General features: G+C 74.5%; 14 protein-coding genes. 3 read left to right on the forward strand and 11 right to left on the reverse strand.

What is annotated here, in order from left to right:
• Positions 1-3: 3 nt before the first annotated feature.
• A complete protein-coding gene (galE, locus tag FHL79_RS00930; RefSeq protein WP_138756772.1) occupies positions 4-957 on the forward strand; it encodes a UDP-glucose 4-epimerase GalE in 954 nt (317 codons plus the stop codon).
• Positions 958-969: 12 nt separating this feature from the next.
• Here galE and FHL79_RS00935 read toward each other — a convergent pair whose 3' ends face one another.
• Both FHL79_RS00935 and FHL79_RS00940 read right to left on the reverse strand, forming a co-directional pair.
• The gene (locus FHL79_RS00935) at positions 970-2,304 is read right to left on the reverse strand and encodes a hemolysin family protein (RefSeq protein WP_138756773.1); all 1,335 of its coding nucleotides are present in this window, start codon (positions 2,302-2,304) and stop codon (positions 970-972) included.
• Complete coding sequence (locus tag FHL79_RS00940) at positions 2,301-2,918, reverse strand: hypothetical protein (RefSeq protein ID WP_171057945.1); 618 nt, start codon at positions 2,916-2,918, stop codon at positions 2,301-2,303. The genes FHL79_RS00935 and FHL79_RS00940 overlap by 4 nt, the downstream gene beginning before the upstream one ends.
• A gap of 124 nt (positions 2,919-3,042) precedes the next feature.
• Here FHL79_RS00940 and FHL79_RS00945 point away from each other — a divergent pair, with 124 nt between their 5' ends.
• Positions 3,043-3,453, forward strand: a complete 411-nt coding sequence (locus FHL79_RS00945) for a CAP domain-containing protein (protein WP_246080193.1) — start codon at positions 3,043-3,045, stop codon at positions 3,451-3,453.
• A gap of 194 nt (positions 3,454-3,647) precedes the next feature.
• On the opposite strand, the gene FHL79_RS00950 is transcribed toward FHL79_RS00945, so the two are convergent.
• From FHL79_RS00950 to FHL79_RS00965, 4 genes are all read right to left on the reverse strand, one after another.
• Positions 3,648-4,862 carry an NADP-dependent isocitrate dehydrogenase gene (locus FHL79_RS00950; protein WP_138756776.1) on the reverse strand — a complete coding sequence of 405 codons (1,215 nt, stop codon included), beginning with the start codon at positions 4,860-4,862 and terminating at the stop codon, positions 3,648-3,650.
• Between the two features lie 83 nt (positions 4,863-4,945).
• Entirely contained in the window at positions 4,946-5,899 is a 954-nt protein-coding gene (gene mdh, locus FHL79_RS00955; RefSeq protein ID WP_138756777.1) for a malate dehydrogenase, read from the reverse strand.
• Positions 5,900-5,958: 59 nt separating this feature from the next.
• On the reverse strand, positions 5,959-6,300 hold the full coding sequence (locus FHL79_RS00960) for a DUF3017 domain-containing protein (RefSeq protein ID WP_138756778.1): 342 nt from the start codon (positions 6,298-6,300) through the stop codon (positions 5,959-5,961).
• Complete coding sequence (locus tag FHL79_RS00965) at positions 6,297-7,166, reverse strand: bifunctional methylenetetrahydrofolate dehydrogenase/methenyltetrahydrofolate cyclohydrolase (RefSeq protein ID WP_138756779.1); 870 nt, start codon at positions 7,164-7,166, stop codon at positions 6,297-6,299. The genes FHL79_RS00960 and FHL79_RS00965 overlap by 4 nt, the downstream gene beginning before the upstream one ends.
• A gap of 216 nt (positions 7,167-7,382) precedes the next feature.
• On the opposite strand from FHL79_RS00965, the gene FHL79_RS00970 reads away from it, so the two are divergent.
• A complete protein-coding gene (locus FHL79_RS00970; RefSeq protein ID WP_246080195.1) occupies positions 7,383-7,949 on the forward strand; it encodes a hypothetical protein in 567 nt (188 codons plus the stop codon).
• 6 nt (positions 7,950-7,955) lie between these two features.
• Here the strand turns inward: FHL79_RS00970 and FHL79_RS00975 are convergent, their stop codons facing one another.
• The 5 genes from FHL79_RS00975 to FHL79_RS00995 all read right to left on the reverse strand — a co-directional run bounded on the left by FHL79_RS00975 (position 7,956) and on the right by FHL79_RS00995 (position 12,862).
• Entirely contained in the window at positions 7,956-8,621 is a 666-nt protein-coding gene (locus tag FHL79_RS00975; protein ID WP_138756780.1) for a pentapeptide repeat-containing protein, read from the reverse strand.
• Positions 8,622-8,632: 11 nt separating this feature from the next.
• On the reverse strand, positions 8,633-10,183 hold the full coding sequence (purH, locus tag FHL79_RS00980) for a bifunctional phosphoribosylaminoimidazolecarboxamide formyltransferase/IMP cyclohydrolase (protein ID WP_138756781.1): 1,551 nt from the start codon (positions 10,181-10,183) through the stop codon (positions 8,633-8,635).
• Positions 10,180-10,815, reverse strand: a complete 636-nt coding sequence (gene purN / locus FHL79_RS00985; RefSeq protein ID WP_246080197.1) for a phosphoribosylglycinamide formyltransferase — start codon at positions 10,813-10,815, stop codon at positions 10,180-10,182. Before purN ends, purH begins: the two co-directional genes overlap by 4 nt.
• A 147-nt stretch (positions 10,816-10,962) precedes the next feature.
• Positions 10,963-12,159 carry a cell division protein PerM gene (locus FHL79_RS00990; RefSeq protein WP_138756783.1) on the reverse strand — a complete coding sequence of 399 codons (1,197 nt, stop codon included), beginning with the start codon at positions 12,157-12,159 and terminating at the stop codon, positions 10,963-10,965.
• Positions 12,160-12,211: 52 nt separating this feature from the next.
• Positions 12,212-12,862 (reverse strand): hypothetical protein, encoded by a 651-nt coding sequence (locus tag FHL79_RS00995; protein ID WP_138756784.1) that lies wholly within the window; start codon positions 12,860-12,862, stop codon positions 12,212-12,214.
• Positions 12,863-12,899: the final 37 nt, after the last annotated feature.

Raw genomic sequence — 12,899 nt, forward strand, 5'->3', positions numbered from 1 at the left:
ACCATGCGCGTTCTCGTCACCGGCGGCGCCGGGTACATCGGCAGCGTAGTCACGGCAGCCCTGCTCGAGGGCGGTCACGAGGTGACCGTGCTCGACGACCTGTCGACCGGCCACGAGGACGCCGTCCCGGAGGGCGCGAGGCTGGTCCGCGCCTCGCTGCACGACTCGGCGCCGGTGCTCGCCGACGTCCGCCCCGAGGCCGTGCTGCACTTCGCGGCCAAGAGCCTGGTCGGGCAGAGCCAGGAGTCCCCGGAGCTGTACTGGGAGAACAACGTCGGCGGCTCGCTGGCGCTGCTGGAGGCGATGCGGGCCGCCGACTGCCGGCGCATCGTGTTCTCCTCGACCGCGGCCACCTACGGCGAGCCCGAGGAGGTGCCGATCCTCGAGACGGCGCCCACCCGGCCGACCAACACCTACGGGGCCAGCAAGCTCGCCGTGGACGCGATGCTGACCTCCTACGCGGTCGCGTACGACTTCGCCGCGGTCAGCCTGCGGTACTTCAACGTCGGCGGCGCCGCCTACGGGCGCGGCGAGCGGCACGCCACCGAGACCCACCTCATCCCGATCGCGCTGCAGGTCGCGGCCGGCACCCGCGAGGCGCTCACCGTCTACGGCCAGGACTACCCGACCCCGGACGGCACCTGCATCCGCGACTACGTGCACGTGACCGACCTGGCGGCCGCCCACCTGCTCGCGCTGCCGGCCCCCGCCCCGGGCGAGCACCGCATCTACAACCTGGGCAGCGGCAGCGGCTTCTCCGTGCAGGAGATGGTCGACGCGGTGCGCACGGTCACCGGGCACCCGCTGCCGGTCGTGGTGGGTCCCCGTCGCGCCGGCGACCCGGCCCGCCTGGTGGCCAGCTCCGAGCGCATCCACGCCGACCTGGGCTGGGCGCCGGCGCACACCGCCCTCACCGAGATCGTCGCCGACGCGTGGGAGTTCGCCCAGCAGCACTGAGGGCGGACCCCCTCAGCGGGTGGGGGCCTCCGTCGTCGACTCGGCCGGGTCGGCGTCCTGCTGCGGTGCGGCGCTGACCGAGATGCGGGCGATCCGCCGTCCGTCGAGCTCGAGCACGGTGAGCGTCCGGCCCTCCACGTCGACGGTGTCGCCCACGACCGGCAGCCGGCCGAGATGGGCCAGCACGTAGCCCGCAACGGTCTCGTAGGGCCCCTCGGGGAGCCGCAGCCCGGTCGCCTCGGCGAAGTCGTCGAGGTTCCAGAGGCCGTCGACGTCGTGCGGCCCCTCGGCCGGCTCGTCGGAGTCGGCGGTGACGTCGTCGTCGTACTCGTCGTAGATGTCGCCGATGACCTCCTCGATGAGGTCCTCGAGGGTGACGATCCCGTCGGTGCCGCCGTACTCGTCGACCACGATCGCGAAGTGCCGGTTCTCCTTGCGCATCTCCGACAGGGCGGTCAGCACCCGCGCCGTGCCGGGGAGCCGCTTCACCTCACGTGCCAGGTCGCCGACGGTGGCGGCGCGGCCGGCCGCGTGGGTCGGCAGGAAGAGGTCGCGCACGTGCACGAAGCCGACGACGTCGTCCTCGTTGCGTCCGGCGACCGGGTACCGGGACCAGCTGGAGTCGGCGACCTGCTTGGCTGCGCGGCTGGCGGTGGTGCCGGCGTCGAGGAAGTGCACCTCGGTGCGGGGGGTCATGACCTCCCGCACCTCGCGGTCACCGGCGCGGAAGACCTCGTCGATCAGCCGGCGCTCGTCCGAGGACAGCGACTCGTGCGCCGCGACCAGGTCGCGCAGCTCCTCCTGGCTGATCGACTCACCGCTCGCCCGGGGGTCGCCGCCGAGCAGCCGCACCAGCACGTTGGTGGACGCGGAGAGGAACCAGATGATCGGGCGGAACAGCTTGGCGATGGCGTTCAGCGGGGCGGCCACGATCAGCGAGAACCCCTCGGCGCGCTGCAGGGCCAGCCGCTTGGGGGTCAGCTCGCCGACGACCAGCGACAGGTAGCTGATCGCGATCGTGACGGCCACGAAGGCGAGCGGGTCGGCCAGGCCGCGGGACATCCCGAGACCGCTGACCGCCCAGTCCGCCAACGGGGCCGACAGGGTGCTCGCGCCGAACGCGGCGGAGAAGAAGCCGGCCAGGGTGACGCCGACCTGCACGGCGGCGAGGAACTGGTTGGGGTCGGCGAGGAGCTTGTTCAGCGCCTGTCCGCGGCGGCCCGTCTCGGCCAGCGCGCGGACCTGCGACTCACGGAGGGAGACCAGGGCGATCTCCGCGCCGGAGAAGGCGCCTCCGATCAGCACAAAGGCGATCACCATGACGATGTTGAGCCAGACGTCGCTCACGAGCGGCGTGCTCCTCCAAGATGTGGTCCTCGACGGGAGTGTCCCGTGACCGACCACGGTAGTGGCTGCGGCAGCCCGCAGATTCCCCAGAGCAACACGTCCGCCTCGTCGGGGTGTTCCGCACGCGACACTCCGGTGACGCAGCGCATGTGGTTACCCTCGCTCGGTAACGATTCGTGATCTGCCGTGAGGACTCCCATCGTGCGCTCCCGCTCCCTCCCCTCGTCCGCCCGACTGCGGGGGTGGCGCCGGCTGTGGGCGCCGCTGGCGCTGTCCTGCTCCGTGGGCTCGGTGGCGCTCACCGCCGCGATCGGCGGAGGGTCGCTCCCCGGGACGAGCGATGCCTCGAGCGCGTCGGCCCCGCAGCTGAGCAACGCGGCCCCCGCGACGCCGACGGCCCTCAGCAGCAGCCCGACGACCCCGGTCCCGCCCGTCGTGGTCCCGCCGACGTCGCCGACGTCGGTGCCGCCGGTGCCGCCGGTCGCGGCGCCGTCGTCGTCGTCGTCGAACGCTGCGGCGACCGCCAGCGCGATCCCGTCGCCCCGCACGACGGCCACCGCCTCCGCCCCGGCGGCGCGGGGCACGACGCGTCCGACGCCGACGCGTTCGACCACGGCCGTCCCCTCTCTGGCTCCTGCCCCGGTCCCTGCCCCGGTTCCTGCCCCGGTGGCGACCAGCACCGCGACGGCCACTCCCCCGCCGGCTCCCGCGCCTGCGCCGGCTCCTGTCCCCGCTCCCGTGCCCGCGCCTGCTCCCGCCACCCCGGCGGCCGCGCCCGGACCGGAGGGGCAGGTGCTCGCCCTGGTCAACGCCCAGCGGGCCAGGGCCGGGTGCGCCCCGGTCACCGCCGATGACCGGTTGGCCACCGTCGCCCGGGCGCACAGCGCCGACATGCGGGACCGCCGCTTCTTCGACCACACCAACCCCGACGGCCTGGACCCGTTCGCCCGGGCGCGGGCGGCCGGGATCAGCTACGCGCGGGCCGAGAACATCGCCTACGGGCAGCCCGACGCCGCGGCCGTCATGACCGCCTGGATGAACAGCGCGGGGCACCGGCAGAACATCCTCAACTGCAGCCTGACGACGCTCGGGGTCGGTGTGGCCCAGGGGGCCGGCGGCCCGTGGTGGACCCAGCTCTTCGGCGGCTGATCCTGGGCCGGGGCGATCACCTCGGGTCGGTCGTGGTGATCGGTCGTCGATGACCACACCCGGTTCGAGGTGATCACCGGAGCTCCGCGCGGAGCCGGGCGAGCAGCCTCTCGGGCCGCCGTAGGTCGGCTGCCGGAGACCACCGCGGCCCCCTCACCCGGTGGGTGAGGGGGCCGTGGTGACGGCGTCCTACGTCAGGCCATGGCCTTCTGCAGGTTGGCGTCGATGGCTGCCAGGAAGTCCTGGGTGGTCAGCCAGGGGGCGTCCTTGCTGATCAGCAGGGCGAGGTCCTTGGTCATCTGGCCGCCCTCGACGGTCTCGACGCAGACCCGCTCGAGGGTCTCCGCGAAGCGGGTCACCTCAGGGGTGCCGTCGAGCACGCCACGGTGGGCCAGGCCACGGGTCCAGGCGAAGATCGACGCGATCGGGTTGGTCGAGGTCTCCTTGCCCTGCTGGTGCTGGCGGTAGTGCCGGGTCACCGTGCCGTGGGCGGCCTCGGCCTCGACGGTCTTGCCGTCCGGGGTGGCCAGGACCGAGGTCATCAGGCCCAGCGAGCCGAAGCCCTGCGCCACGGTGTCGGACTGCACGTCACCGTCGTAGTTCTTGCACGCCCAGACGTAGCCGCCCTCCCACTTGAGCGAGGCGGCGACCATGTCGTCGATCAGGCGGTGCTCGTAGGTGATCCCGGCCGCGTCGAACTGCTCCTTGAACTCCGCGTCGAACACCTCCTGGAAGATGTCCTTGAACCGGCCGTCGTAGGCCTTGAGGATCGTGTTCTTCGTCGACAGGTAGACCGGGTAGCCGCGGTTGAGCCCGTAGTTGAGCGAGGCCCGGGCGAAGTCGTAGATCGACTGGTCCAGGTTGTACATCGACAGCGAGACGCCGGCACCGGGGGCCTGGAAGACCTCGCGCTCGATCGGCTCGCCGCCGTCCTCGGGGGTGAAGACGACCTTCAGCGTGCCCGCGGTCGGGAACGTGAAGTCGGTGGCGCGGTACTGGTCGCCGTAGGCGTGACGGCCGATGATGATCGGCTTGGTCCAGCTCGGCACCAGCCGCGGGACGTTCTGCATGATGATCGGCTCGCGGAAGATGACGCCGCCGAGGATGTTGCGGATCGTCCCGTTCGGGGAGCGCCACATCTTCTTCAGGCCGAACTCCTCGACCCGCGCCTCGTCCGGGGTGATGGTGGCGCACTTGACGCCCACACCGTGCTGCTTGATGGCGTTGGCCGCGTCGATCGTGACCTGGTCGTCGGTCGCGTCGCGGTTCTCCATGCCGAGGTCGTAGTACTCGAGGTCGACGTCGAGGTACGGGAGGATCAGCTGGTCCTTGATGAACTGCCAGATGATCCGGGTCATCTCGTCGCCGTCGAGCTCGACGACCTTGCCCTCGACCTTGATCTTGCTCACAGACTTCTTCTCCTTGTGCTCTTGTGGCCCCGCTGCAGGGTCCCGCCGCGAGCGTGCGAGCGGTGGGGGCAGGGAGTCCTTCTTCAGAGGTCGGTCACGTCGGCCTGCTTGGCGCGCACGGCTTCAGCCGCCTCGCGCAGGCCAGCCAGCTCACTGTCGGACAGGTCGCCCTCGACGACCCTCCGCACACCCTCACGGCCGATCTCCGCCTCGACACCCAGGTAGACCCCGGAGATCCCGTACTGGCCGTCGACCCAGGCGCACACCGGCAGCACGGCGCCGGAGTCCTCGATCACGGCGCGCGCCATCCGGGCGGCGGCTGCGGACGGCGCGTAGTGGGCCGACCCGGTCTTCAGCAGCGCCACCACCTCGGCGCCGCCGTTGCGGGTCCGGTCGACCAGGTGCGCGATCCGGTCGGCGGGCAGCACGTCGGCCAGCGGCCTCCCGTCGACCGTGCACCGCGAGGGCACCGGGACCATCGTGTCGCCGTGCGAGCCGAGGGTCAGCGTGCGGACCGAGCCGACCGGGACGCCGAGCTCCTCGGCGACGTTGTCGGTGAAGCGGGCGGTGTCCAGCATCCCGGCCTGGCCCATGACCCGGGCCTTCGGGAAGCCGGTCGCCAGCTGCGCCAGGGCGGTCATCTCGTCCAGCGGGTTGGACACCACGATGACGACGGCGTCCGGCGAGGTCTGCGCGACGTTCTCGGCGACCTGGCGGACGATGCCGGCGTTGGTGGCGATGAGGTCCATCCGGCTCATGCCGGGCTTGCGCGGCAGACCCGCGGTGATGACGACGACGTCGGAGTCCTCGGTGCCCGCGTAGGAGCCGCCGCCGACACCGACGACCCGGGTCTCGAAGCCCTCGATCGCCCGGGACTGGTTGATGTCCAGCGCCAGGCCCTCGGGCCTGCCCTCCACGATGTCGGTCAGGACGACGGTCTCGAACACGTCGTACTCCGCCAGTCGCAGGGCGGTGGTCGACCCGTAGAAACCGGCACCGACGACGGTCACCTTGCCGTTCCGGGCCCGCTCTGCCATGACCGCCAACCTAGCCCCGGGCGGCGTCCCCCGGCCATGCGGGGGCCGCTCCGCGCTGGTCAGGTGTGCGGGATCGCCAGCGCGATGACCGCCACGGCCACCCCGGTCGCGAGCATCAGGGCGACGTCGACCGGCCGGCTGCGGACGGCGAGGAAGCCGATCCGGCGCAGCGGGAGGAGCAGCCGGAAGAGCCCGGCCACCACCACCGCCAGGCCCATGACGACCAGCCCGCTGCGCCACCGCTCGGCCGCGACCAGCAGCAGCCCGCACCCGACGGTGACCAGCACGACCAGCAGCGGCCACTGCCGCAGGAACCCGGCGATGAGCGGTCGCCGCAGGTACAGCGGCCGTCGCTGCGTGCTCCCCGGGCGCCGGACCGGGCGGGTGGCCGGGCCGGTCATGCCGACAGCGCCGCGACCCCGGCGGCCTGCTCCGCGGCGAGCACGACGTTGGCCAGCAGCATCGCCCGGGTCATCGGGCCGACGCCCCCGGGGTTGGGCGCCACGTGCCCGGCCACCTCGCGCACGTCGGCGGCGACGTCCCCGGCGATCCTGCCGTCGACCCGGCTGACCCCGACGTCCAGGACGGCCGCGCCGGGCTTGACCATGTCGGCGGTGACCAGGCCCGGGACCCCGGCCGCGGCGACGACCACGTCGGCGGCGCGGGTGTGCGCGGCCAGGTCGCGGGTGCCGGTGTGGCACAGGGTCACGGTGGCGTTCTCGCTGCGGCGGGTGAGCAGCAGGCCCAGCGGCCGGCCCACGGTGATGCCGCGGCCGACGACGACCACCTCGGCGCCGGCCAGCGGGACGTCGAAGCGGCGGAGCAGCTCGACGATGCCGAGCGGCGTGCAGGGCAGCGCGCCGGGGACACCGAGGACGAGCCGGCCGAGGTTGACCGGGTGCAGGCCGTCGGCGTCCTTCGCCGGGTCGATCCGCTCGAGGACGACGCTCTCGTCGATGTTCCTGGGCAGCGGCAGCTGCACGATGTAGCCGGTGCACGCCGGGTCGGCGTTGAGCTCGTCGACCACCGCCACGACGTCCTCGAGGGCGGCGGTGGCCGGCAGCTCGCGCTGGATGCTGGCGATGCCCACCTGCGCGCAGTCGGAGTGCTTCGCCGAGACGTACCAGCGGCTGCCCGGGTCGTCCCCGACGAGCAGGGTGCCGAGCCCCGGACGCCGTCCGACGGCGGCGAGCGCGGCCACCCGGTCGGTGAGCTCAGCCCGGATCGCCGCTGCCGTCGCCTTGCCGTCGAGAGTCGTCGTCGCCACGTGTCGCAGTCTGCCGCACGCCGGTGCCCGCCCTAGGCTCGGCGGCACCGACAGCCGCGTGGCTCTCGCCATCTGCGCGCGGAGGAGACCCCCCTGAGCGAGCCCGACGCCCGGTACCGCGACGAGGACACCACCCCGCACGGCAGCACCGGCTACACCAGCTACACCGGCGCCCCGCTGCCCGGGCAGCCTCGACCCGAGCAGCCGACCGACGTCGTGCCCACGCCCCGCGAGGCGTCCCCGTGGCCGGCCGACGACCAGCGCTCGGACGACCCGCTGGACGACATCGCGGAGTGGGAGGACGACGGGACGGCTACCCGGCCGGACTACCGGGACGCCCCCGTCGTGGTGCGCCGCGCGGACACCCTGGCCGGCCTGCTGCTCCTGCTCGCCGGGATCGCGGCCGGGGTGAGCCTGCTGGTGGTGTGGGTGCACGGGGGCGCCACCGGGCTGGACCTGCTGCTCGACCGCACGGCCGACCTCGACTCCCCGCAGCGGCTGGTCGAGGACGGCGGCTGGGAGGTGCCGGCGGTCGTGTTCGGCGGCGCGGCGCTGTTCGTGCTCGGCCTGCTGGTGTACGTGCCGGCGAAGACGCACCGGCTGGTCGGGGCGCTGGCCCTGCTGGTGAGCCTGGTGGTCGCCGCCGGCGTGCTCGTGCCGCTGGCCGACCTGCACTGGGACCTGCAGCGCTGGGCGGTCGGCTCCTGGATCGCCGCCGCGGTCGCCGCACTCGGGTTCCTCGGCGCCCTCAAGGCGCTGTCGACCCACCCGCGGCGGAGGTAGGCACCATCAGTCGACCAGTGCGCCGTGGGCCCGGGCGAAGGAGACCGCCTGGAGGACGTCCACCCGGACCCCGGTGAGGTCGAAGCCGCGCCAGTTCACCCCGTCGGTGTCCGCTCCGCGCAGGTCGGCGCCGCGCAGGCGGGTGGTCTGCAGCCGCGCGTGCCGGAGGTCGGCGCGGGTCAGGTCGGCGCCGGTCAGCTCGGTGTCGGTGAGGTCGGCCTCGCGGAGCTTCTGCCCGGAGAGGTCCACCCCGGACAGGTCGACGCCGCGCAGCGAGGCGTAGGACCAGTCGGAGTCCACCGAGGTCATCGGCCGCATCGTGGCGCCGGGGAACTGCGAGCCGGTGAGCTTGCAGCCGGTCCAGCGCACGTCGAACAGCCTCGCCCGGTCGAACCGGCAGGACAGGAAGGCCGTCCCGTCGTGCGCGGAGCCGGCCATCGCCACCCCGGTGAGCACGCACCGCTCGAAGACGCACCGCCGGGTCACCAGCTCGGCCAGCTGCGCGTCGTCGAACCGGCAGTCGACGAACGTGACCCGCTCGAGCACCGCGCCGTCCCAGTCGACGCGGGCGAGGTCCTCGTCCTCCCAGACGCTGTCCGGCTCCGGAGGCGCCACGTGCGGTTTCGGCCCCGTGTAGGGACCCGCGGCGAGCTTGCGAGGCGTGGGGGGCACGGGGTCCTCATTCAGTGGGCGAAGTGGCGGGTGCCGGTGAGGTACAGCGTCACGCCGGCCGCCTCGGCGGCGGCGACGACCTCCGCGTCGCGCACCGACCCACCGGGCTGGACGACGGCACGCACCCCGGCGTCGAGCAGGACCTGCAGGCCGTCGGCGAACGGGAAGAAGGCGTCGGAGGCGGCGACCGCACCGGCGGCCCGCTCCCCGGCCCGGGCGACGGCGAGCCGGGCGGAGTCCACCCGGTTGACCTGGCCCATCCCGACGCCCACCGTGGCCTTGTCGCTGGCCAGCAGGATGGCGTTGCTCTTGACCGCCCGCACGGCCCGCCAGGCGAAGACCAGGTCGTCCATGCCCGCCGCGTCCACCGGCCGGCCGGTGGCCAAGGTCCAGCTGGTCGGGTCGTCGCCGGGGGCGTCGATGCGGTCGGCGGTCTGCAGCAGCAGCCCGCCGCTGACCGGCCGCAGCTCGACCGTCAGCCGGGGCGCGGTGGGCATCAGCAGCAGCCGGACGTTCTTCTTCTGGGTCAGCACCGCCAGCGCGTCCTCGGTGAAGGACGGGGCGACGACGACCTCGGTGAAGACCTCGGCGACCTGCTCGGCCAGGGTCAGGTCGACCTCGCGGTTGGCCGCGATGACGCCACCGAAGGCGGACACCGGGTCGCAGGCGTGCGCCTTGCGGTGCGCCGCGGCGATGTCGGCGCCGACCGCGATCCCGCACGGGTTGGCGTGCTTGATGATCGCCACGCAGGGGTCGTCGTGGTCGTGCGCGGCCCGCCAGGCGGCGTCGGTGTCGATGTAGTTGTTGTAGGACATCTGCTTGCCGTGCAGCTGCTGGGCGTCGGCGAGCCCGGGCTGGCCGCTGCGGTAGAGCGCCGCGCCCTGGTGCGGGTTCTCGCCGTAGCGGAGCACGTCGGCCCGCTCCCAGCTGCCGCCCACCCAGGCCGGGAAGCCGCTCTCGTCGTCGGGGCTGAGCACGTTGCCCATCCAGGAGGCGACCGCGACGTCGTAGGCAGCGGTGTGCCGGAAGGCCTCGGCGGCCAGGCTCTGCCGCTGGGCCAGGGTGAAGCCGCCGGCGGTGACCGCCTCCACGACCTCGTCGTAGCGGCCGGGGTCGACCACGACGGCGACCGAGGGGTGGTTCTTCGCCGCGGCGCGCACCATCGCCGGGCCGCCGATGTCGATCTGCTCGATGCACTCGTCGGGCGAGGCACCGGAGGCGACCGTGTCGCTGAACGGGTACAGGTTGACCACGACCAGGTCGAAGGGCGCGATGCCGAGCTCGTCGAGCTGGCGGACGTGGTCGGCCTTGCGCCGGTCGGCGAGGATCCCGGCGTGCACCGCGGGGTGCAGCGTCTTGACCCGCCCGTCCAGGCACTCCGGGAACCCGGTGACCTGCTCGACCGGGGTCACCGGGAGCCCGGCCTCGGCGATGCGGGCGGCGGTGGCCCCGGTGCTGACCAGCTCGACGCCGGCCGCGACGAGCCCGCGGGCCAGCTCCTCCACGCCGTTCTTGTCGTAGACGCCGAGCAGCGCGCGGCGGACGGGGATGCGGTCGCTCATCGGGGGCTCTCCTCGGTGGTCGTGGCAGTGGGGGGCAGCCCGGCGACCACCAGGTCGCCCAGGGTCTGCACCAGGAGCTCGCGCTCCACGGTCTTGATCCGCTCGTGCAGGGCGGCCTCGTCGTCACCGGGCAGCACCGGGACCGGTCGCTGCGCGAGCACCGGCCCGGTGTCGACGCCGGCGTCGACGAGGTGGACGGTGGCCCCGGTGGTCGGCACGCCGGCAGCCAGCGCGTCGCGGACCGCGTGGGCGCCCGGGAACGCCGGCAGCAGGGCCGGGTGGGTGTTGAGCACGCGGCCCGGGAAGGCGCCGAGGACGGCGGGGCCGAGCAGCTTCATGAAGCCGGCGGAGACGACCCAGTCCGGACGGCGGGCGGTGAGCTCCTCGGCCAGCGCCCGGTCCCACGCGGCGCGGTCGGGGTGGCTCCCCAGCGGGACGACGAAGGTCTCCACCCCGCGCTCCCGGGCGTGAGCCAGACCGGCGGCGCCGGTCCGGTCGGAACCGACGGCGACGACCTCGGCCGGGTAGTCGGGGTGGGCCGCGGCGGCCAGCAGTGCGGCGCACAGGGTGCCGGTGCCGGAGATCAGGACCACCACCTGGGACCGCGGTGCAGCGGGCGCATCGGCGGGCACGGTCATCAACCCTAGCCGGGCGGGCCGGGAGCTCCTCGGCCCCCTCGCAGGAGCCCGCCGCGAGCCTGCGAGCGGTGGGTCAGGCCCCGTCCAGGGCACCGCCCTGAGCCTGCGGAGGGTGGGGAGGACGGGGTCCTCCGACCTTCCTCAGGCGCGGGACCGCCAGCGGACCACCGCGGCCGCCGGAGCGGCGGCGATCCCGGCCTGCGCGGCGATGGACAGCCCGGTGGCGAGCGCCGGTGCGCCTACCTCGGCCAGCCCGGCGTCACCGAGCCGGCCACCGGCCACCAGCACCCAGAGCCCGCAGAGGACGCCGACCCCGACCCCGGCGACCACGCCCCACAACCCGGCGGTGAGCGCGCCGCCGTCGGCGTCCCCGAGCCGCCGGCCGAGCACCAGGCCGGCGACCAGCCCGGCGACCACCGGCAGCGCCTGGGCCAGGAAGGCGAGCAGCGGCACGGCCTGGGTGTCGGGCAGGGCAGCCATCAGCGGCAGCGCCGGCACGCTGCCCAGCGTCACCCCGCCGGTGGACACGGAGGTGCCCGCGCCGACGAGGAAGCCCGGTCCGGCGGCCAGCCCCATGACGGCGGCGGTGGCGTTGGGCAGCAGCAGCACGCTCAGGCCGACCAGGCCCGCCGCGCCGGCACTGGCGCCACCGAGCCCGGTGACCAGCCGGCCGGCGGCGTCGACGTCGTCGACCAGGGCGACGGCGATCACCGCGGTGCAGCAGGCGGCGAGGGTCAGGGTGCCGGCGACGGCGGCCCGGACCAGTGCCCGGCCCGGCCCGGGGAAGCGGTCGGCGAGGCCGGCACCCGACCCGGACTCGCGCAGTGCCCCCAGTCCGCCGGCGAGCACGGCGAGGACCAGGGCCCCGAGCACCGACCGCAGCAGCGCGACCGAGGCGCCCGGGGTGCCGACGGCCAGCGCCAGGCCGGCGGTCGCGGCCGTGTGCAGCACGACGACGACGGCGAGCACCCGGGCCAGCGGACCCGGGCCGGAGAGCTCGCGCAGGGCGACCACCGACCCCGCCGCCCGGCTCAGCCCCCAGGCGATGCCCGCGGTGAGCAGCAGCGGGGCCAGCCGCAGCGGACCGGACGGCAGCTCCAGCTCACCCCCCTGGGCGAGCAGCCACAGCTGGCCGGCCAGCCGCGCCGAGGACCGGACCGGCAGCCCGCCGTCGGGGTCCAGGGTCTGGACGACGACGAGGGCCAGCCCCAGGCCGAGCAGCCCGACCACCGACACCGCGAGGGTGGTCGCCGCGGCGAGCCAGCCTGCGGCCGGGCCGCGGCGCTCGCCCGGTCCACCCGGCGCCAGGGTCGGCAGGCGCGCGAGCAACGAGGTCACCGGTCCACTGTCGCAAGGCCGGGCGCCGGACGCACGTACCGGGGTCGGCCCGTCAGCGAGCCGCGTCCCCGGCGGCACCGGCGGGCGGCAGGGTCGGCGGCGGCCCGCGGTAGGGCGAGTCGTCCGGCGGCTCCGGGTCGTCTGAAGCCGGCGCCTCCGGTGGCACCTCGGCACCGGCCCGGGGAGCCGACGGGTCGGGCGGCGCGCTCTCCGCGGCGGGTGGTGCGGTCCGCCGCAGCTCGGGCAGCAGCCGCAGCACCGCGCCGGTGAGCACGGTGACCGCGGCGAGGAGGGCCAGCAGGCCCATGAGGCTGAACCCGATGTCGAGGTCGGACAGCCACTCGATGAGCGTCAGCAGGAACGCCGCCGTCGCGAGCCCGACGGTGACCAGGGACCGGGGGAACCGGACCGGGACGTCGGCGACCGCCGGGAGCACGGCCCAGGCCGTCGCCAGCAGCAGCAGCACGAACGCGAGGACGACCAGGCCGGAGTCGAAGCCGTTGACCGACGCACCGGGGAAGCTGTAGCCCCGCCCCAGGTCGAAGGCGGCGACGCGGTACCAGGGGACGAGCGCGCACAGCAGGTACAGCAGGGTGCCGGCGATCACGGCGCGGTCGGCGAGGGCGAGCCGGCCCAGCACCGGACCGCGGGTCCGCCGCCCCGGCGGCCCGCCCGTCGCCTGCTCCGGACCACTCGACGTCATGGCGCGGATCCTCCCAGCGACACCCGGAGACGCCACT

Source organism: Modestobacter altitudinis (genome assembly GCF_005930475.1).
GTDB lineage: Bacteria > Actinomycetota > Actinomycetes > Mycobacteriales > Geodermatophilaceae > Modestobacter > Modestobacter altitudinis.